Annotated in this window: 18 protein-coding genes and 1 riboswitch; of the genes, 11 read left to right on the forward strand and 7 right to left on the reverse strand. The window is 73.4% G+C overall.

Annotation, left to right across the window (positions count from 1 at the left end; translation table 11 throughout):
* Window positions 1-98 precede the first annotated feature (98 nt).
* A riboswitch (cobalamin riboswitch) is annotated at window positions 99-259 on the forward strand.
* Window positions 260-293: 34 nt separating this feature from the next.
* Window positions 294-3896, forward strand: coding sequence for a cobaltochelatase subunit CobN (gene cobN / locus CPH93_RS17590; RefSeq protein ID WP_096213407.1), 3603 nt, complete (start codon window positions 294-296; stop codon window positions 3894-3896).
* 74 nt (window positions 3897-3970) lie between these two features.
* Here cobN and CPH93_RS17595 read toward each other — a convergent pair whose 3' ends face one another.
* The gene (locus tag CPH93_RS17595) at window positions 3971-4702 is read right to left on the reverse strand and encodes a DUF4097 family beta strand repeat-containing protein (RefSeq protein WP_096213408.1); all 732 of its coding nucleotides are present in this window, start codon (window positions 4700-4702) and stop codon (window positions 3971-3973) included.
* A 226-nt stretch (window positions 4703-4928) separates the two neighbouring features.
* On the opposite strand from CPH93_RS17595, the gene CPH93_RS17600 reads away from it, so the two are divergent.
* Window positions 4929-5201 carry a DUF1876 domain-containing protein gene (locus CPH93_RS17600; protein ID WP_093484059.1) on the forward strand — a complete coding sequence of 91 codons (273 nt, stop codon included), beginning with the start codon at window positions 4929-4931 and terminating at the stop codon, window positions 5199-5201.
* A 75-nt stretch (window positions 5202-5276) separates the two neighbouring features.
* On the opposite strand, the gene CPH93_RS17605 is transcribed toward CPH93_RS17600, so the two are convergent.
* The 4 genes from CPH93_RS17605 to CPH93_RS17620 form a co-directional block, all read right to left on the reverse strand.
* A complete protein-coding gene (locus CPH93_RS17605) occupies window positions 5277-6602 on the reverse strand; it encodes an LCP family protein (protein ID WP_093488879.1) in 1326 nt (441 codons plus the stop codon).
* 312 nt (window positions 6603-6914) lie between these two features.
* Window positions 6915-7109, reverse strand: coding sequence for a hypothetical protein (locus tag CPH93_RS17610; RefSeq protein WP_096213409.1), 195 nt, complete (start codon window positions 7107-7109; stop codon window positions 6915-6917).
* Between the two features lie 196 nt (window positions 7110-7305).
* A complete protein-coding gene (locus CPH93_RS17615; RefSeq protein WP_096213410.1) occupies window positions 7306-8271 on the reverse strand; it encodes a M56 family metallopeptidase in 966 nt (321 codons plus the stop codon).
* Between the two features lie 3 nt (window positions 8272-8274).
* Window positions 8275-8853, reverse strand: coding sequence for a BlaI/MecI/CopY family transcriptional regulator (locus CPH93_RS17620; protein WP_096213411.1), 579 nt, complete (start codon window positions 8851-8853; stop codon window positions 8275-8277).
* Window positions 8854-9121: 268 nt separating this feature from the next.
* Between CPH93_RS17620 and CPH93_RS17625 the strand changes: the two genes are divergently transcribed.
* From CPH93_RS17625 to CPH93_RS17650, 6 genes are all read left to right on the forward strand, one after another.
* On the forward strand, window positions 9122-9391 hold the full coding sequence (locus CPH93_RS17625; RefSeq protein WP_093484055.1) for a hypothetical protein: 270 nt from the start codon (window positions 9122-9124) through the stop codon (window positions 9389-9391).
* Window positions 9388-10374, forward strand: a complete 987-nt coding sequence (locus tag CPH93_RS17630; RefSeq protein WP_096213412.1) for an acyl-CoA desaturase — start codon at window positions 9388-9390, stop codon at window positions 10372-10374. The genes CPH93_RS17625 and CPH93_RS17630 overlap by 4 nt, the downstream gene beginning before the upstream one ends.
* Window positions 10371-10805: a DUF5994 family protein gene (locus CPH93_RS17635; RefSeq protein WP_093484053.1), complete on the forward strand. Its 435-nt coding sequence runs from the start codon at window positions 10371-10373 to the stop codon at window positions 10803-10805. The genes CPH93_RS17630 and CPH93_RS17635 overlap by 4 nt, the downstream gene beginning before the upstream one ends.
* A gap of 342 nt (window positions 10806-11147) precedes the next feature.
* Entirely contained in the window at window positions 11148-11681 is a 534-nt protein-coding gene (locus CPH93_RS35810; protein WP_096213413.1) for a DUF6344 domain-containing protein, read from the forward strand.
* A gap of 869 nt (window positions 11682-12550) precedes the next feature.
* Window positions 12551-13189, forward strand: a complete 639-nt coding sequence (locus CPH93_RS17645; protein ID WP_096213414.1) for a LysM peptidoglycan-binding domain-containing protein — start codon at window positions 12551-12553, stop codon at window positions 13187-13189.
* 168 nt (window positions 13190-13357) lie between these two features.
* The gene (locus tag CPH93_RS17650) at window positions 13358-13738 is read left to right on the forward strand and encodes a hypothetical protein (protein WP_096213415.1); all 381 of its coding nucleotides are present in this window, start codon (window positions 13358-13360) and stop codon (window positions 13736-13738) included.
* Window positions 13739-13923: 185 nt separating this feature from the next.
* Here the strand turns inward: CPH93_RS17650 and CPH93_RS17655 are convergent, their stop codons facing one another.
* Together CPH93_RS17655 and CPH93_RS17660 are read right to left on the reverse strand one after the other, a co-directional pair.
* On the reverse strand, window positions 13924-14277 hold the full coding sequence (locus CPH93_RS17655) for a hypothetical protein (RefSeq protein ID WP_093484049.1): 354 nt from the start codon (window positions 14275-14277) through the stop codon (window positions 13924-13926).
* A 250-nt stretch (window positions 14278-14527) separates the two neighbouring features.
* Window positions 14528-14815, reverse strand: a complete 288-nt coding sequence (locus CPH93_RS17660; RefSeq protein ID WP_093484048.1) for a hypothetical protein — start codon at window positions 14813-14815, stop codon at window positions 14528-14530.
* A gap of 189 nt (window positions 14816-15004) precedes the next feature.
* Between CPH93_RS17660 and CPH93_RS17665 the strand changes: the two genes are divergently transcribed.
* From CPH93_RS17665 to CPH93_RS17675, 3 genes are all read left to right on the forward strand, one after another.
* Window positions 15005-16135, forward strand: coding sequence for a site-2 protease family protein (locus tag CPH93_RS17665; RefSeq protein WP_093484047.1), 1131 nt, complete (start codon window positions 15005-15007; stop codon window positions 16133-16135).
* A gap of 106 nt (window positions 16136-16241) precedes the next feature.
* A complete protein-coding gene (locus CPH93_RS17670; RefSeq protein WP_096213416.1) occupies window positions 16242-16982 on the forward strand; it encodes a PP2C family protein-serine/threonine phosphatase in 741 nt (246 codons plus the stop codon).
* 120 nt (window positions 16983-17102) lie between these two features.
* The gene (locus CPH93_RS17675; RefSeq protein WP_173909836.1) at window positions 17103-18596 is read left to right on the forward strand and encodes an alpha/beta hydrolase; all 1494 of its coding nucleotides are present in this window, start codon (window positions 17103-17105) and stop codon (window positions 18594-18596) included.
* Window positions 18597-18846: the final 250 nt, after the last annotated feature.

Raw genomic sequence — 18846 nt, forward strand, 5'->3', positions numbered from 1 at the left:
CGACGGTGCACGCCGGAACCGTGCCCCGGACCCCCTCGCGGCCACCCCGGGCCGCCCGTCGCAAAGGCCCGCTTACCTCCCCCGGGTCCAGCCCTTACTATGCAGGTCGGTGGGTCGGCTGATCCGCCGGACGCCAGCGACGGCGTGGGGTCGTGGACCCCAGGGAGGAAGCCCGGTGCAAATCCGGCGCGGTCCCGCCACTGTGAACCCGGCAGGTGCCGGGTGAGTCAGGAACTCCCGCCGTCCATACGACCACCCGGGGCGCGGACACCCCGAGGAAGGCCTGCGCTCGCATGCTTCTGCTGCTGTCGACCTCCGACACCGATCTGCTCAGCGCCCGCGCGGCCACGGGCCCGGTGCCGTACCGTCTCGCCAACCCCGCCCGCCTCGACGTCGCCGAGCTGCCGGCCCTGCTGGAGGGCGTGGACCTCGTCGTCGTACGCCTCCTGGGCGGCATCCGCGCCTGGCAGGAGGGCCTGGACCTGCTGCTCGCCGAGGACCAGCACCGCCCCGTCGTCGTGCTCACCGGTGAACAGGCCCCCGACGCTCAGCTCATGGAGCAGTCCACGGTCCCGGTGGGCATCGCGGCCGAGGCGCACGCCTACCTCGCGCACGGCGGCCCCGCCAACCTCGACCAGCTCGCCCGCTTCCTCTCCGACACGGTGCTGCTGACCGGCCACGGCTTCGAGCCGCCGGCGCCCGCCCCGTCCTGGGGGCCGCTGGAGTGGGACTCCCGCAACGACAGCGGCCCGCTGATCGCGGTGCTCTACTACCGCGCCCACCACATGAGCGGCAACACCGGCTTCGTCCGCACCCTGTGCGAGCAGATCGAGGCGGCCGGCGGCCGGGCCCTGCCCCTTTTCGTCGCCTCCCTGCGCGCTCCCGAGCCGGAGCTGATCGAGGCCCTGGGGGCCGCCGACGCGCTGGTCACCACGGTCCTCGCCGCGGGTGGCAGCAAGCCGGCGGACGCCTCGGCCGGCGGGGACGACGAGGCCTGGGACGCCGGTGCGCTGGCCGCGCTCGACGTCCCGATCCTCCAGGCCCTGTGCCTGACCGGGCCGCGGAGCGCCTGGGAGGAGAACGACGAGGGCCTCTCCCCGCTGGACGCCGCCTCGCAGATCGCGGTCCCCGAGTTCGACGGCCGGCTGATCACCGTCCCGTTCTCCTTCAAGGAGGTCGACGAGGACGGTCTGCCGGTGTACGTCGCCGACCCCGAGCGCGCCGCCCGGGTCGCCGGGATCGCCGTGCGCCATGCCCGGCTGCGCCACATCCCGGCCGCCGAGAAGCGCCTCGCGCTGGTGCTGTCCGCGTACCCGACCAAGCACTCCCGGATCGGCAACGCGGTCGGCCTGGACACCCCGGCCAGCGCCGTCGCACTGCTGCGCCGCCTGCAGGCCGACGGCTACGACTTCGGCACCGAAGAGGTCCCCGGCCTGGTGTCCGGCGACGGCGACGAGCTGATCTACGCCCTCATCGAGGCCGGCGGCCACGACCAGGAGTGGCTCACCGAGGAGCAGCTCGCCCGCAACCCGGTCCGGATCCCGGCCGCCGACTACAAGCGCTGGTACGCCACCCTCCCGCAGGAACTCCGCGACTCCGTCGAGGAGCACTGGGGGCCGCCGCCCGGCGAGATGTTCGTCGACCGCAGCCGCAACCCCGAGGGCGACATCGTGCTGGCCGCCCTGCGCCGCGGCAATCTGCTGATCCTCATCCAGCCGCCGCGTGGCTTCGGCGAGAACCCGATCGCGATCTACCACGACCCCGATCTGCCGCCCTCGCACCACTACTTGGCGGCCTACCGCTGGATCGCGGCCTCCGCCGACGACGGCGGTTTCGGCGCCGACGCCATGGTCCACCTGGGCAAGCACGGCAACCTGGAGTGGCTGCCCGGCAAGAACGCCGGGCTGTCCGCCGCCTGCGGCCCGGACGCCGCCCTCGGCGACCTCCCCCTCGTCTACCCCTTCCTGGTCAACGACCCCGGCGAGGGCACCCAGGCCAAGCGCCGGGTGCACGCCACCCTCGTCGACCACCTCGTCCCGCCGATGGCCCGCGCCGAGTCCTACGGCGACATCGCGCGCCTGGAGCAGCTGCTCGACGAGTACGCGGCCATCTCCGCCATGGACCCGGCCAAGCTGCCCGCGATCCGCGCCCAGATCTGGACGCTGATCCAGGCCGCCAAGCTCGACCACGACCTGGGCCTGGACGAACGCCCCGACGACGACGGCTTCGACGACTTCCTGCTGCACGTCGACGGCTGGCTGTGCGAGGTCAAGGACGCCCAGATCCGCGACGGACTGCACGTCCTGGGCGGGGCGCCGACCGGCGAGGCGCGGGTGAACCTCGTGCTGTCGATCCTGCGCGCCCGGCAGATCTGGGGCGGCCGGTCCGCGCTGCCCGGTCTGCGCGAGGCGCTCGGCCTGGACGAGTCCGCGGCCACCCGTACCACCGCCGACGCGGCCGAGGACACCGCCCGCGGCCTGGTGCAGGCGATGGAGGACGCGGACTGGGACCCGGCGGCGGTGGCCGGTGTGGCCGCGGGCCACCCGTCCGCGGTCGCCGACATCCTCGATTTCGCCGCCCGCGAGGTCGTGCCGCGGCTGGCCGCCACCACCGATGAGATCGACCACGCGGTGCACGCGCTGAACGGCGGTTTCGTGCCGGCCGGCCCGTCCGGCTCCCCGCTGCGCGGCCTGGTCAACGTGCTGCCGACGGGCCGTAACTTCTACTCCGTCGACCCGAAGGCCGTCCCCTCCCGCCTCGCCTGGGAGACCGGCCAGGCCCTCGCCGACTCCCTGCTGGAGCGCTACCGCAGCGACAACGGCGACTGGCCGCAGTCGGTCGGCCTGTCCCTGTGGGGCACCAGCGCGATGCGCACCAGCGGCGACGACGTGGCCGAGGCCCTCGCGCTGCTGGGTGTCCGCCCCCTCTGGGACGACGCCTCGCGCCGGGTCAACGGCCTGGAGCCGATCCCGCTCGCCGAGCTGGGCCGCCCCCGCATCGACGTCACGCTGCGCATCTCGGGCTTCTTCCGCGATGCCTTCCCGCACGTCATCGGCCTCCTCGACGACGCGGTACGGCTCGTGGCCGGTCTGGACGAGCCCGCGGAGTCCAACTTCGTCCGGGCCCACGCCCAGGCCGACCTGGCCGCGCACGGCGACGAGCGGCGCGCCACCACCCGCATCTTCGGCTCCCGCCCGGGGACGTACGGCGCGGGCCTGCTCCAGCTGATCGACTCCCGCGACTGGCGCACCGACGCCGACCTCGCCGAGGTGTACACCGTCTGGGGCGGCTACGCCTACGGCCGCGGCCTCGAAGGCCGCCCGGCCCGGGAGGAGATGGAGACCGCCTACAAGCGCATCGCGGTCGCCGCCAAGAACACCGACACCCGCGAGCACGACATCGCGGACTCCGACGACTACTTCCAGTACCACGGCGGGATGGTCGCCACCGTCAAGGCGCTCAAGGGCAAGGCGCCCGAGGCGTACATCGGTGACTCGACCCGGCCCGAGACGGTCCGCACCCGCACCCTGGTCGAGGAGACCTCGCGGGTCTTCCGCGCCCGGGTGGTCAACCCCCGCTGGATCGAGGCGATGCGCCGTCACGGCTACAAGGGCGCCTTCGAACTCGCCGCCACGGTGGACTACTTGTTCGGCTATGACGCCACCACCGGCGTGGTCGCCGACTGGATGTACGACAAGCTCGCCCAGGCCTACGTCCTGGACCCGGAGAACCGCGCGTTCCTCCAGGAGGCCAACCCCTGGGCCCTGCACGGCATCGCCGAGCGCCTCCTGGAGGCCGAGTCCCGCGGGATGTGGGAGAAGCCGGACGCCGCGACGCTGGCGGCGCTGCGGGAGGCGTTCCTGGAGACCGAAGGGGAGCTGGAGGGCGAGGACTGACCCGGGCGCGGGGCCGCCCCGGCCGGGGGGCCGGGGCGACCCCGTACCCGCCCGCCGGCCCAACGGCCCCGGTGTCAGGCGGACTTCGCGGTGATGTCCCCGTTGCTGGTGGTCAGGTCCAGGCGGTAGCGCCCCGCCGGGTCCTGGACGACGCCGAGGTGCTTGTCGCCGTTGCTGGTCTCCGCGGACACGCGGTAGTGGGCCTTCGGCACCGTCACCGTGATGCTGCCGTTGGACGTCTTCGCCCGGACGCTCTGTGCGGTGGCCGGGGTGAGGTCGATCGCCCCGTTGGAGGTCTCGGCCGCGATCTGCCGGCCGGACAGCCCGTGTCCGGTGATCGCGCCGTCGGTCGTCGTGGCGTCGATCGGGCCGGTGACGCCGTCCAGGTCGATCCCCCCGTTGCTGGTGGTCACCTGCACCGCGCCGACGCCGGACAGGTCGATCCCCCCGTCCGCGGTCTCCCCGCTCACCGGGAGGCCCGCGGGTACCTGGACCGTGTAGTCCACCGTGCAGTGCTCGCCACAGCCGCCGAGCACCAGCACCCCGTCCTCGATCCGGTGGGTGGCGCCCTGCGGCCGGTCGCCGTGGTACGTCACCGACCGGTGTACCGAGACCGCGCCGCCGCCCTTGCCGCCGTGGACGGTGAGGCCCCCCGAGGTGTTGTCCAGCCGGATCGACGTGATCTTCTTCGCGACCTCGGCGTCGTCCCGGAAGGTCTTGCCGGGCACCAGTCCGCAGGCGCTGAGGCCGCACATCCCGATGCCGGCCGTCGCGACGACGGCGGTGAAGCGGACCCGCATGCGCATGAATTCCCCCGGAAGTGGTCGGTAGTTGGTCCGGCGGGCGGTGCGCCCGTCCAGTGCCCGACGTGAGGCTAGAGCGGCGGGACACGGCCCCACCATGGGGAAAACCCCCTGATCATGGTGCGGATCGCCCCAGGTACCGCCCCAGGTGCGGCCGGTGGTGGCCGGTGCGACGATTTGTGTGGGGGCGGTTCATGTGCTGCTTGGGGGGCGTACGAGGAGGCTTCCGGTGACCGGCACGAAGACATGGAACGCCGAGATCAGCATCACCGAGATCGACAGCGAGGTCCGGGCCGAGGCCCGGCTGCGGGGCAAAGAGGGCGGGCAGCTCGTCGGCCAGGGGACGGCACGCTGCAATCCCGCCGATGAGAACGTCCCCGACATCGGCGACGAGCTGGCGGTGGCACGGGCGATGTCCGACCTCAGCCATCAGCTGTTGCAGCGGGCCGCACACGACATCGAGGTGCACACGGCCCGGCCGGTGGAGCGGCTGCGCGCCTGACGGACGGCGGCGCGCCCGCTGTGGCGCCCGGCGGACCCGAACGGCAAAAGCGGCCGGGGTCCGGCCGGGGCCTGGCTACTCCTGCGCCCGGAAGTCCGGCCCGATCGTCAGCGTCACCGCGCCCGGGGCCGCCTGGGCCGACTCCGTGGCCTTGGTCCCGGGGAGGCGGGCGGCGAGCACCTCGCTCTGGGTCTTGAGGGCGGCCGGGTAGCTGAGGGTGGTCTTGTCCGTCGACGGGGCGTTGCCGGTGGCGATGACCGTGAAGCCGAGCCCCCGCAGCTGGTCGGCGGCGGAGGCGGCCCGGCCGGGGATGCCGGTGCCGTTGAGGACGCGGACCTGCACGGAGTGGGCGGTCACCGGGTTCTTGGCGGCCTCGGCGAGCTTCTTCTTCCCGGCGGCGCCGAGCTCCCGGTCGTGCGCGATGTCGCTGAACAGCTGGCTGGTCTGGGGGTATTGCCAGACCACATTGGCCTTGTCTGTGGGGACGTCGGCCTCGCGGTAGTAGTTGGGGACCGTCACGAAGGTGAGCCGGTCGGAGGGGATGTCCTTGACGGTCGAGGCCAGGTCGTAGAGCGGCTTGACGCCGTCCAGGGCCTTGTCGGTGGTGAGGGACTTGGTGGCCGAGTCCAGGAAGTCGTAGAGCTCGCCGGGGCTGGTGAGTTTTTCCTGCGCCTTGGCGCCCAGGGCCTTCATGAATTCCTGCTGGCGGCCGATCCGGCCGAGGTCGGAGCCGTCGCCGACGCTGTAGCGGGTGCGGACGTAGCCGAGCGCCTTCTCGTCCCGGACGTTCTGGCAGCCCGCGTCCATGTCGAGATGGGCCTTCTTGTCGTGGATGGCGTGCTTGGGGCAGACCTCTATGCCGCCCAGCGCGTTGACCATGCCCTTGAAGCCCTGGAAGTCGACCGAGGCGAAGTGGTCGATGCGCAGTCCGGTGTTCTTCTCGACGGTCTTGATGGTGCAGGCCGCGGCCTTGGTGATGTCGCCGGAGTCCCCGCCGATCGAGAACGCCTCGTTGATCTTGAAGTGGTGCGGGGACGACTGGGAGCCGTTGCCGCGGGTGCAGGCGGGGATCTGCACCCAGGAGTCCCGGGGGAAGGACAGCGCGGTGGCCCACTTCCGGTTGGCGGCGATGTGCACGAGCATCAGCGTGTCCGACTGCATGGTCGTCAGGCCCCGGCCGTATTTGGCGTTGGCGCCGGCCCGGCTGTCGGAGCCGACGACCAGGATGTTCTTGGAGCCGGGGCTGAGGTTGACCGGCCGGGCGCCGTCGATCCCGATGTCCACGCCGTGGATATTGCCGTCCAGGTGCTGATAGACCCACGCCCCGACGCCGGCGGTGCCGAGCAGCACCACGCCGAGCACGCCGCCGGTCCAGACGACGATGCGGCCGCGGCGGGTCATCCGTACCTTGTCCGGCCGGCCCGCTCTCCGGGAGCCGGCGCGGGATCCGTCGGCCGGGCCGGCCGGCTTACGGCGCGAGGAGGCGCCGGACGCACGGGAGTTGTCGGGCCCGCGGGAGCCGTCACCGGCGGCAGGGGGCGCGCCGGGGGCGCCGCCGGTGCCCCGCCGGGCCGTCTGCTGGTGCCTCTGCCTGTCATGCACGCCGGTGGCCCTTCTGGTCCTTCTGATGCTGCTGATGCGGGTGATGCCGTACGGGGGAGGGGGCGCTCGCGGCGGCCGGACGGGCCGGCGGGGCGGGCAGGGAGGAGCGGGTCAGAGGCCGGTGCTGGGCAGGAGCAGGATCGACTCGGGGTCGTAGCGCAGCCACTGCGGGCACGCACCGCCGGGCAGGGTCCGCAGCCGGCACCACAACACGCCCGCCCCGTCCGTCCACCAGGCGTTGATCCGGCCCAATGCCCATCCGCCGTCCGGGTATTGGACCTCCACCGGCTGATAGACCCATTGCACCTCCGCCTCTGGAGGCGGGCATTCCCAGGTCAGGAGTCCGCACCTCGTCGCCATCTCCCCCTTTGGACGCGCCTGTTGCGCAGTGCGCGCAACTCTACCGGGAAGTTCTACAGTCGTGTAGAAGTTGCCGGGTACGGGGCGGCTCACCGCGCTGTGCGCCGTGCCTGCCCGGTACGGGTCATGGGTCAGTGTGCACTCAGAGCGGCGTTGCCGCCTTCAGAACTACGAACAGCGCGACGGCTGCGTTGAGCGCACAGAGCGCGGAGGCGGCGGTGCCGGCCGCGGCGACCAGGGCCGCCAGGCCCGCCGGGGTCAGCGTCGGCGGCCAGGGGCGGGCCGGCGGCACGGGGCCGAGCAGCGCCGCCACCCGCCGCGGCACCGGCCCCGGTTCGGGCCCGGCGAAGTGCGCCAGCTCCGGATGCGGAGCGGCCCGCGCGACCAGCGCCGCCCGGCCCACCGCCCGGGCGGTCAGCCGCCGGTCGCCCACGACCTGCGCGGCCTCCTCGTCCGCCCAGCGCTCGGTGGCGAAGGCGACCGCCGAACGCAGCGGCAGCAGCAACGGGTTGACGCAGCCGGCCAAGCGTACGGCGAGCAGCGCACGATGGTGATGGCAGGTCAGATGGGCGCGCTCATGGGCGAACAGCGCGCGTACCTCGTCCTCGTCCAGGCTGCGCAGCATCCCGCGGGAGACCGCGATCCGGCCGGGCCTGGCGGGGCGTCCGGGCCGGGCGGGGGCGCCGGGCACGGCGTAGGCGTACGGATCGTCGTCCGGCAGCACCGCAGGGTCGGCGCCGGCCGGCAGCGCGTCCAGGGCGTGGTGGACGCGGGCCCGGATGCGGTGGTGCCGGCGCAGCGCGGCGCCGCACACGGTGAGCGCCGCGGTCAGCAGCGGGATCGCGGCGGTGCCGGCGACCTCGGCGAACGGCACCGCGGCCCGCACCTCCGGGTCCGACCAGCCGTCGGGCAGCGGATTGCCGGGCAGCTGGGCGGTGCCGACCACCACCAGCAGCCCCAGGCACAAGGTGCTGCACAGCCCGAGGACCGCGGCGAGCAGGGTCAGCAGCCGGGTGGTGGCCCGCGGATGGAGATGCTGTTCCGCGAGCCGGGCGATCGGCAGTGCGGTGAGCGGCAGGACGAGCGGCAGGAACACGAAGACGCCCACCGGTCAGCCTCCGCGTGCTTCGTCCGAGGGGTGGTGCCGGGTGGGTCCCGGGGCCGGGCCGGACCCGGCGGGAGCGGCCGGGGCGTCGTCCGGGACGGGGGTCCGGGCCGTGGCGGGGACCTCTTCCGCGGCTTCCGCGGCGCGGTCGAGGAGGGTGCGCAGCAGCTGCTCGTCCTGCGCGGACAGGGTGGAGACGAAGCTGGTCAGGACGGCGTCCCGGTCCGGTTCGCCGTCCAGGACGCGGCGCATCCGCAGGGCGGCGAGCCCGGCCTCGTCGGCGGCCGGACTCCAGAGGTAGGCGCGGCCGGACCGCTCGCGGGTGACGGCCTGCTTGGCGTGCAGCCGGGACAGGATCGTCATCACGGTCGTGTACGCGAGGTCGCCGCCGAGCCGTTCCTGCACCCAGGCGGCGCCGGCGGGGCCCGGCGCACGGTGCAGCGCGGCCAGTACCTGGGCCTCCAGCTGCCCCTGCCCGCGACGGCGGGCGCGCTCGCGTCCACCGTCGAACTCCTCCGGTTCCGGCGCTGCCCGGCCGGGGTTCCCCCCACCGCCCGGCGGCCTTCCGAAGGACTTCCCGCCCATGCCGTCGCCTCCCGTCGCGCCGGATGTCCCGAGGTCCGGGACGCCGCAGCATCCTACTGAGCGGCCGGATCCGGCCGGGTGGCGCCGCCCGGCCGGAGCCCGCCGCGGCAGGTCCCCTCAGCGTACTTCTACACCCCTGTAGATTTTGCCGGAGCGACCGGAATGCAGCCCATGCCTGGCGATAACCGCCCAGAGCCTCCTATAGGCGCCCGTACAGGGATTCACTGCGCCCACTCGGGGTACCGTGAAAGCACCGGACCACCGAGGGATGCCGCGGGTGACCGAGGTATTCGGCGAGGTGAGCACCATGCAGACGCTGTGGACCGTCGTCGTGCTGCTGGCGCTGGTCGCGCTGGGAGTGCTGTTCCTCGCCCGGCTCAATGCGCAGAACACCGGGCGGATGGCCCACCACCGGTACGCGGACTGGAAACGGTCGAGGCGGCTGCGGAGACAGCTCAGGCAGGGCGGTGCTCCCCCTCCCGGAGCGCACATCGCCGGTCCACCGCCGCCCTCCGGCAAGGCGGGAAGCGACCTGTGACGTCCACCGCCCGCGGCCTCCCGCCGGCTCGGGACTACGACGGGACCTCGCCGTTCCCCGACAGCGGCGCCGAGTCCCCACCGAGCAGCGGCCGCCGGATGTACGTCACCGTGACCGGCATCATCGTCGTCGCCCCCTTCGTCGGCCTGGCCGTCGGGATCCCCCTCCTGTGGGGCAGCGTCGTCCACCTCACCGACCTCGTGCTGCTGGTGGTCTTCTACGTCATCAGCGGTCTGGGCGTCACCGTCGGCTTCCACCGCGGCCTCACCCACGGCAGTTACACCGCCGCCCCCGCGCTGCGGATCGCCCTGGCCCTGGCCGGCTCGCTCAGCTTCCAGGGCGATGTCATCGACTGGGTCGCCACCCACCGTCGCCACCACGCCTACACCGACCGTCCCGGCGATCCGCACTCCCCGTACCGCTACGGCACCAGCCTGCGCGGTCAGCTGCGCGGACTGGTGCACTCGCACATCGGCTGGCTCTTCGGCGACGACCCCACCTCGCACCGCCGCTTCGCGCCCGATCTGCTCGCCGACCCCGGGATCCGGGCGGTGGACCGGGCGTTCCCCGTGCTGTGCCTGCTCACCCTCGGCCTGCCCTTCGCGCTCGGCTGGGCGCTCGGCGGCACCTGGGTCACCGCGCTGACCGCCCTGCTGTGGGCGGGGTTCATCCGGATCGCGCTGCTGCACCATGTGACCTGGAGCGTCAATTCGCTCTGCCATGTCATCGGTGAGCGGCCGTTCCGCACCCGCCGCCACGACCGGGCGACCAATCTGTGGCCGCTGGCCCTGCTGTCGTTCGGCGAGAGCTGGCACAACCTGCACCACGCCGACCCGACCTGCGCCCGGCACGGCGTCGACCGCGGGCAGGTCGATGTCTCCGCCGCCGTCATCCGGCTCTTCGAGCGGCTCGGCTGGGTATGGGACGTGCGCTGGCCCGACCCGGCACGGATGGCGGCCCGCCGCATCGGGAGCACCACATGACCGCCGTCGCCGGAGACCACCCCCACCCGGCCCCGCACCGGCACCACGCGCCCCCGCCCGTCGCCCGCCTGACCTTCGCCCCGCACACCGATACGGCGCGGCGCATCGACGGGGTCTGGTGGCCGCACTCGGCCGATCTGCTGGCCGAACTCCCCGAGCTGCTGACCGCGTTGCCCTTCGACTGGCCCCGCATCACCCACGCCACGGTGAACGGCAAGGCCTGGCCCGCGCTCCCCGCCCACATCCTCGTCGAGGGCCATGTGGTCCGCCTCCGCAGAACCACCGGCCGTCCCGGCCCGGACACCGTCTGCCTGGTCTCGATGGGCCACGGCCGCTGGGACCTGCTGATCATCCCGCCCGGGATCCCCGAGCCGGCGGGCGTGCGGATGATGGCGCAGATGGCGCGCACGGGCGAGCTGACACCGGCCTGAGCCCGGGCCTTACCCCAGGGATCCGCCCGGCGCACCCGCCGGCACCTCGGCCGGCGCTGCGAAGCGGCCGAAACCCCGGCCGGCCGGGGCCCGCGACCTGCTGTTCCTCGCCTCTCCACGGCCGTGGCTACTGCGTACGGGTGGTGTTCATCAGAAGAACGCCGATCCGGGGGCGTCGGTCCGTGAATCCTCCCATTGCGTACTCATCATAAGAAAACGCAACAGAAGCGACGCCATCTGAGCGGTGCACCGGAAGCGGCGCCTCTGGAGCGATGCACCACAGCACGAAGGAAGCAGACGCAACGGATCTCTCGGGGAGATCCTGACCGAAAGTGAGGGGCCATGGCTGCGACCAAGGTCATGAAGTTCTGGGCGGTGTGCCTTGCCGTGCTCGGCAAGCTGCTGGCATCACTGGGTGTCTCCGCGGCCGCCTCGGCGGCACGCCGGGACGCCGCACTGTACGAGCGGACCCTGGGCAAGGAGAGCGCGGGCACCGAGGCCCCGGGCGCCGAGGTCCCTAAGGCGGTGGGCTGCGGCGCACCGGACCGCGGTCCAGGAGCGGGGGCACCGTCCGTGCCCGCTCCGCGCGGTGTACCGCTGTACGGCCAGGCCGGCTACGCCCGGCGGAGGTTCCCGCGGCCCGAGCTGCCGCCGACGATCAAGCAGCGCATCCTTGCCGAGGCGCACGGCACCTCACCCGGCATGCGCAGCCGGCGCACCTACACCGCTGCGCCACTGACGGCCGACGCCTGCGCCGACCAGGACGGGACCGTGACGGCCAACGCGACCGCCACCGCGAGCGCTGCCGATGCCGACGCGCGTGGCGCGGTTATCCCGGCGGCCCGCAATCGTGCGCACACGGCCGGCGTCATCTGAACCCAGCGACAGCCGATCTGGACGCGAGAATTCGTCGGTCTGACGGCTCTGACGGCTCTGACGGCCTGATGCCCTGACGCCCTGACAAGGGACGGGCAAGGCGTGTGACAGCTCCGCGCCGAGGAGCGGTCCGGCAGCGGAAGCAGAACCGACACAGGCGCAGAACCGACACAGGCGCAGAACCGACGACGCAGACGCAGGAACTGACACCGACGCAGACATGTTCCACGTGAAACATCCGCAGACGCTGGTCCATCCGGAACAGCCGGTCCGCAGGCAGACCTGAACTACCCGTACCACGCCCGGAGTTCTCCGGCCCAGCCCCCACGGGGCACCGGTCCCGGACCCTCCCAGCTCCAGCCCGAGAACCGCACGCAGCGCATGCGTAGCGGGATTTCCGTGGGTGGTGAGCGGGAAGTGGTCGACGGCATGACCGCGCAGGGCTGTGCGGACTCCGCCTGTGCGCGGTGAGCCGCCGCCGTCAGGTGACGGGGCCGTGCTCTCGACGCACGCGTGAAGTGCGATGCGGTACACCGAGGTTGAGCCTCGGCGTACCTCGCTGCCGTTGCGCCCGACGGGTCCACGACGGGTCCACGACGGGTACACGACGGTGCCGTCGCGGCGCTCGATGCCCGGCCGTATGCCGGGCCGCCGCACCCCGTACGAGACGCCGTCGCCGCGCGGCACCCCGGCTGTCCGCCTGCCGCCCGCCGAACCGGGCCCGTGCGTGGCCACCCGGGTGAAACACGTGCATGTCGCGCTCCTTCAGCACGCCAAAAGCCATATTGCCGGGTTTGTTGGTGCGTGCCCACCGGTCGTGGCGAGTCACTCCGCCACGGCGTTGCCGGAGCACAGCGGAGGAAAACGTCATGCCGTCGCACCTTGCCAAACGGTCCGTCGAAACGCTGCTGTCCGTGCTGCTGGTCACGCTGGGCGTCCTCGGCCTCGCCGGCCGGGGCGTCGCGGCGACCGGTGCGCCCGCCGGTCCACCGGCGCCCGACTGGGAGCGCATCGCCGCCTGCGAGAGCAGCGGCCGCTGGCACATCAACACCGGCAACGGCTACCACGGCGGGCTGCAGATCGACCTCGCCACCTGGCGCGCGTACGGAGGCGAGCGCTTCGCCCCGCGTGCCGACCTCGCCACCCGCGCCCAGCAGATCGCCGTCGGTGAGCGCATCGTCCGCGACCGCGGCCTGTCGGCCTGGCCGAACTGTGCCCGGGTGACCTCGGGCGGCGACCGTACCGAGGGCGGCTCCGGCCCCGCAGACCAGGAATCCGCCTCGGCCGCTCGGGCCCGCCCGCAGGCCACCCCGGCCCGCAGCTTGAGGTCCGTCGCCGGCCCCGCCGCGCCCAGCTATGTGGTGCGCCCCGGTGACTGCCTTTCCGTCATCGCCGCACGCACCCACGCGCCGGGCGGCACCAAGGCGCTGTACGAGCTGAACAGGGACACCCTCGGACAGGGCCCGGACCTGATCCATCCCGACCAGCGGCTGTGGCTGCCGGTCTGACGGCAGGGCCCCCGGCGTCCGTTGGTGTGCCGTCCCAGGGCCGTCACGGTGAATCCGGTGATCGGTCAGAGTGAATGCGCGGGACGGGCCGTTGCACAGGCTTGGTGGATGGGGGCAGGGCCGATAGCAAGACCGCGGGGTACCAACCGCGAGGTGCAGGAGCACACAGTGAAGAACATGGCACGGGTCAATTACGTGATTGCGGGAGCGTGCGGTCTGCTCCTGGCCGTCGGCGGGGCATCGCCCGCCCAGGCATGGGACGGGCCGTTCGACGACGGGGGCGGCGTGTGGAACAGCGACACCTTTGCCAGCTTCCACGCCGGGTTCAACTGCTCGCGCCGCTCCAGGATCTGCATCAACGGGCCGCTGAACAGCGGGAACGTCCGGAACTCGCAGAACGTCCACCTGTCCGGCAACATCAGCAACAGCGGTAGCCCGACCAACGTCAACGGCAACACCAACGACGACGCGGGCGGCACGACCGGAGCCGAGAACAAGACCAGCAACAACCAGCAGCACATCGGCCGCGGCGGCAAGCAGCGGCTGTGATCCGACGCTGATCCGCCACGCCCTCCGGCCCCGGCTCGTCCGGGGCCGGAGTCGTGGTGCGGCGGGCCGGGCGCGCGCGTCAGTACCGGGGCCGGAAACGGCGATCGCCCGGCGGAGGCCGCCGGGCGATCGGGGGTCGGCTCGCGAAGACCGCGGCCCATGGCCGGGCCGGAGCCCGGTCCGGGTCAGTGGAGTTTGAGGATGCGCTGCAGGTTGTTGCCGCTGTCCTTCGACGCGCCGGTGACGCTGTCGCCGCTGTTGGTGGACCCGTTCGTGTTGTGGAGATTGCCGCTGTTGTTGGGGTTCCCGTGGTTGAGGAAGTTGCCGCTGTTCAGGCTGTTGCCGCTGTGGACCGGTCCGTTGATACAGGGATGCGGTGAGCGGAACACCGGCGACTTGTAGTTGAAGTCGGCGAGGCGGTTGTTGCAGATGACTCCGGAGATCATGCCGGCCACGGTGCCGACGTCGGCCCCTGCCACGGCCGACAGCAGGGACTCACCCGGAACGGACACGGCCTGGGCGACGCCGCCCCCGAGCATCACCAGTCCGCATGCCCCGACGATGGTCCCTGCCTGCGCAATTCTTCTCACGTCGCTCCTCGCCTCCGCGTCCGTCCGATGCCAGACGTATCGTCCTGCCGTTGACGTCCCGCACCGTCGTTCAACCCGCGGGGAACAAAACGCTCGGCGGCCACAATCAGCCGGGTGGCCCAACACGTGCGGACGTCGTCCGACGGGCGCCCGGCGGCGTGCTCGGAGGACGAGCCGGGACGGCCGCCCGGCGGTGCGCTCAGAGGACGAGCCGCTCCGGCATGGGCTGCTCCACACCGTCCAGCTCCAGCGTGCAGCGGGGCATGGAGGGGACGAGATGCGGCTGGCGCAGCAGGATCCGGAAGGGGTGGACGGGCTCCTCGGGGAGTTCGCCGGTCAGGACGTTCATCCCGGCGCTGTGTTCCTTCTGGTAGGCGACCACCTTGCCGTCGACCAGCAGCTCGACCTCCCCGGCCCGGCCGGGCCCGACGTTCACGGTGATCGAGTGGTCACCCTGGTCCAGGTGGAAGTGGTGGCTGTGCCCCATGTCGCACCTCCCGCGGTGATGTGCCGGCGGACGGGGCCACCGTCCGACGGCCGGCCAAGCTTTCCGTCTCTCCAGCGTAGGTTCCGCGCGCGACAATGGTGAGGTGAGGGCCGGGCGGCCGCTTCCCGGAGCGCAGGCCGACGAGGCCTGCCCCGCGGGGGCCGGGCGCCGGGCCGGCAGGAGACGACGATGAACGGCTCGGTCCGGGTGGGACGTGTGGTCGGGGTGCCGCTGCGCATGCACTGGAGCGTGCCGCTGCTGGTGGGCCTGTTCGCGTACGGACTCGGCCGGCAGGGCCTGCCCGTCTGGACGCCGGGGCGCTCGGACGCCGTCTACGCCCTCGCCGGGGTCGTCGGGGCCGCGCTGCTCATGGGCAGCCTGCTGCTGCACGAAACGGCGCATGCCGCGGTCGCCCTGCGGAAGAAGATCTCCGTCGAGGACGTGACGCTGTGGGCGCTGGGCGGCACCACCCGGATGGGGCGGCCGCAGAGCGCGGCGGCGGCCTTCGCGGTGGCGGTCAGCGGGCCGCTCACCAGCCTGGTCATCGGCGGCATCGCGCTCGGCGCCGGATTCGGGCTGCACGGGCTGTCCGGCTGGGCGGTGCCCTCCGTCGTCCTGGCGTGGCTGGGCTGGGCGAATCTGTTCCTGGGCGTCTTCAACCTGCTGCCGGCCGTGCCGCTGGACGGCGGCCGGGTGGTGCAGGCCGTGCTGTGGTGGCGTACCGGGGACCGGGACCGTGCGGATCTGGCGGCGTCCCGCGGCGGGCAGATCATGGGGCTGCTGCTGGTGGCCGCCGGCTGGATCTCCGTGCTGCGGGGCGCGCCGGGCGGGCTGTGGATCGTCTTCGTCGGCCTGTTCATCATGGTCGTCGCCGGGGCGGAACGGCGCCGTGCCGCGCTGCACACCGCGCTGCGCGGGGTACGGGTGGCCGAGGCGATGTCCAGCCCGGTGACGACGGGCGCCGACTGGCTGACCGTCCAGCGCTTCATCGACGAGGTCGCCGTGCACTCCCGGTACTCCGCGCTGCCGCTGGTCGACTTCGACGGCCGCCCCAGCGGAGTCGTGCAGCTGCGCCGGCTGGCGTCGGTCCCGGCCGCGAGCCGGGAGAGCCTGCGGGTGCGGGAGGTGGCGATCCCGCTGTCCCAGTGCGCCGTCGCCGCTCCGGACGAGCCGCTGAGCACGGCGCTCGACCGGATCAGCCTGCGGACCGGGGCGCGCATCCTCGTGGTGGAGGACGGGCGGCTGGTGGGGATCGCCACCGGCAAGGACGTCTCCCGGCTGATGCAGCGCTCGACCTTGAGCGGCAAGGACACCCGCTGACCGGCGGGTACGGCGCAGCGCGCGCGGGGCCGGGCGGCGGCGCGACAATGGGGGCACGGCATGCCACGGGCCCGCCGTGGCGGAGCACCGGAGTCGGGACGCGTCCATGCAGTACGTCACCGTGACCGCGCTGAGCCACACCGGACTGGTCCGTGAGCACAACGAGGACAGCCTGGTGGCCGGCCCCTGGACGCTCTGCGGCACGGTGACCGAGAACCCGCAGACCCTGGTGTTCCCGCTCGGCACCCCGCTGGTCGTCGCGGTCGCCGACGGCATCGGCGGGCAGCCGGCCGGGGAGGTGGCCAGCGCCCTGACCGTGCGGCAACTGGCGGCGTTCGGGCCGTCACTGGACAGCGAGGAGGCCGTCCGTGACGCCCTGAACCTCTGCAACCACGCGGTGTATGCGGCCGCCGACCGGGACCCGGAGCTGCGCACCATGGGCACCACGGTCGCCGGCGCCGTCGTCCGGGACGATGCGGTGCTGGTGTTCAACGTCGGCGACAGCCGGGTGCTGGACGCGACCGCGGACGGCCTGTGCCAGGTGAGCGTGGACGACAGCCCGGCGCCGGCACCGGGCCGGACCACCACCTCCCTCGTCACCCAGGCGCTCGGCGGGGCACGGGAGTTCAGCGCCGTCGTCCCGCACGTCGCGACCGCGCCGCTCGCCCCGGGCGCCCGCTATCTGGTGTGCACCGACGGCCTGACCGACCATGTCCCCCAGGACGAGGTCGAGGAGCTGCTGCGGCAGCACACCGGCGGCCGGGCCGCCTTCGAACTGTGGAAGTCCGCCATCGAGGCGGGCGGGCCCGACAACATCACGTTGGCGCTGATCGGCATCGGCGAGTAACGCGGCAGCGGAGCACCGCCACCGCGCGGGCCTCGTCCCCCGTGTGCTGAGGTCAACCCCACCCCGGGAGCTGTGGACTGCCGGATGGGCAGGGGTGAAGGGGTCAACCACCCTTGCCTCATGACGACTTACGCCCCCAGGGCACGGGTGCTCGCGCTCTGTCTCGCGGCCCTCGCCGCCACCGTGACCACCGCACAGCCGGCCGGCGCCGCCGGGGTCCGTACCCCCGCGCTTCAGTGGCGGCCGTGCGCCGGGCCCCACGACCCGGCCGGCAAGGAGTGCGCCACCCTGCCCGTCCCGCTCGACTACCGCGACCCCGGCGGCCCGCAGCTCGGCCTCGCCGTGACCCGGGTGCGCAGCGAGCGGCCCGCGGTGCGCCGGGGCACGCTGCTGGTCGTCCCCGGCGGGCCGGGCGGATCCGGGCTGCGCCGGATGACGGAGAAGGGCGCGGCGCTGAGCACGGCGATGGCGGGGGCGTACGACCTGGTCAGCTTCGATCCGCGCGGGGTGGGCGGCAGTTCGCGGGCGAACTGCCGGCTCGACCCGGCGGACCGGCACCTGGTCACCCTCCGGTCCTGGCCGCGGGCGGACGGCGACATCACGGAGAACGTCGCCCGGTCCCGGCGGATCGCCGAGGCGTGCCACCGGCACGGCGGGGCCGTGCTGCGCAGCATCACCACGGCCAACGAGGTGCGGGACATCGACCGCCTCCGCCGCGCCCTGGGCGAGCAGAAGCTGTCGGCCTGGGGCTCCTCGTACGGGTCCTATGTGGCGGCGGTGTACGCGCAGAAGTACCCGCAGCACACCGACCGTTGGGTGCTGGACAGCAGCGGCGACCCCGATCCGTCCCGGGTGGCGCGGGGGTGGCTGGCGAACACGTCGGTCGGCGCGGACGACCGGTTCCCCGACTTCGCGGCCTGGGCGGCGGACCCGGCCCGCAAGGAACTGCGGCTGGCCCGGCGGGCCGAGGACGTCCGGCCGCTGTTCCTCGCGCTGGCGGCGGAGCTGGACCGCGCGCCGAAGCAGTCCACCACGCCGGGCGTCCCGCTGACCGGCAACCGGCTGCGGCAGGCGATGCAGAACGCCCTCGCCGGCAACGACCTCTTCGAGGAGGTGGCCCGGCTCGTCCAGGCGGCCCGCGACCCGGACGCCGAGCCGGTGCTGCCGGCCGCCCTCGCCGGGCCGCTGCCGGACCAGGACGCGTCCGGCGTGATGGCGGCCACCTGCAACGACGTGCGCTGGCCGGCGTCGGTCCCCGCCTACCGGCGCGCGGTGGCCGCCGACCGTGCCCGGCACCCGCTCACGGCCGGGATGCCGGCGAACGTCTCGGCCTGTTCCTTCTGGAAGGACGCGCCGGCCGGGAAGCCCACGCGGATCACCGCGGACGGCCCCGCCAACCTCCTGATGATCCAGAACCTCCGGGACCCCTACACCCCGTACGCCGGCGCCCTGAAGATGCGTCAGGCGCTCGGCGGCCGGACCCGTCTGGTCACCGTCGGCCACGGCGGCCACGGCTCCTACCTGGGCAACGGCAACGCCTGCGGCGACCGCACCGTGACCGCGTTCCTGACGACGGGCCGGCGCCCGCAGCAGGACACCCACTGCGCGGACTGAACCGCTGCGCCCGGCGGGCGTCCGACGGCTGCGGCGTCCGACGGCTGCGGCGTCCGACGGCTGCGGCGTCCGGCCGCTGCGGCGTCCGGTCTCAATGCTCTCCCCAGAGCTCTCCCCCGCCCCCTCCCCCTCCTCCCCCTTCGGGGGAGGGGGCGGGGGGTGGGTTCGGGGGTGGGGGGGACGGCGCCCCGTCCGGCGCGGCCGCCACGAACTCGCCCTCGGACGGGCGACCTGCCCGGCCGGGTGCGCC

Origin of the sequence: Streptomyces sp. 2323.1 (assembly GCF_900221035.1) — a bacterium.
GTDB lineage: Bacteria > Actinomycetota > Actinomycetes > Streptomycetales > Streptomycetaceae > Streptomyces > Streptomyces sioyaensis.

Excerpts from the sequence above, each read along its gene's own strand:
- cobN (WP_096213407.1), top strand. The coding sequence starts at position 294 with ATGCTTCTGCTGCTGTCGACCTCCGACACCGATCTGCTCAGCGCCCGC.
- CPH93_RS17595 (WP_096213408.1), bottom strand. The coding sequence starts at position 4,702 with ATGCGCATGCGGGTCCGCTTCACCGCCGTCGTCGCGACGGCCGGCATC.
- CPH93_RS17605 (WP_093488879.1), bottom strand. The coding sequence starts at position 6,602 with ATGACCCGCCGCGGCCGCATCGTCGTCTGGACCGGCGGCGTGCTCGGC.
- CPH93_RS17620 (WP_096213411.1), bottom strand. The coding sequence starts at position 8,853 with ATGGGCGGGAAGTCCTTCGGAAGGCCGCCGGGCGGTGGGGGGAACCCC.
- CPH93_RS17625 (WP_093484055.1), top strand. The coding sequence starts at position 9,122 with ATGCCGCGGGTGACCGAGGTATTCGGCGAGGTGAGCACCATGCAGACG.
- CPH93_RS17635 (WP_093484053.1), top strand. The coding sequence starts at position 10,371 with ATGACCGCCGTCGCCGGAGACCACCCCCACCCGGCCCCGCACCGGCAC.
- CPH93_RS35810 (WP_096213413.1), top strand. The coding sequence starts at position 11,148 with ATGGCTGCGACCAAGGTCATGAAGTTCTGGGCGGTGTGCCTTGCCGTG.
- CPH93_RS17645 (WP_096213414.1), top strand. The coding sequence starts at position 12,551 with ATGCCGTCGCACCTTGCCAAACGGTCCGTCGAAACGCTGCTGTCCGTG.
- CPH93_RS17655 (WP_093484049.1), bottom strand. The coding sequence starts at position 14,277 with ATGCTCGGGGGCGGCGTCGCCCAGGCCGTGTCCGTTCCGGGTGAGTCC.
- CPH93_RS17660 (WP_093484048.1), bottom strand. The coding sequence starts at position 14,815 with ATGGGGCACAGCCACCACTTCCACCTGGACCAGGGTGACCACTCGATC.
- CPH93_RS17665 (WP_093484047.1), top strand. The coding sequence starts at position 15,005 with ATGAACGGCTCGGTCCGGGTGGGACGTGTGGTCGGGGTGCCGCTGCGC.
- CPH93_RS17670 (WP_096213416.1), top strand. The coding sequence starts at position 16,242 with ATGCAGTACGTCACCGTGACCGCGCTGAGCCACACCGGACTGGTCCGT.
- CPH93_RS17675 (WP_173909836.1), top strand. The coding sequence starts at position 17,103 with ATGACGACTTACGCCCCCAGGGCACGGGTGCTCGCGCTCTGTCTCGCG.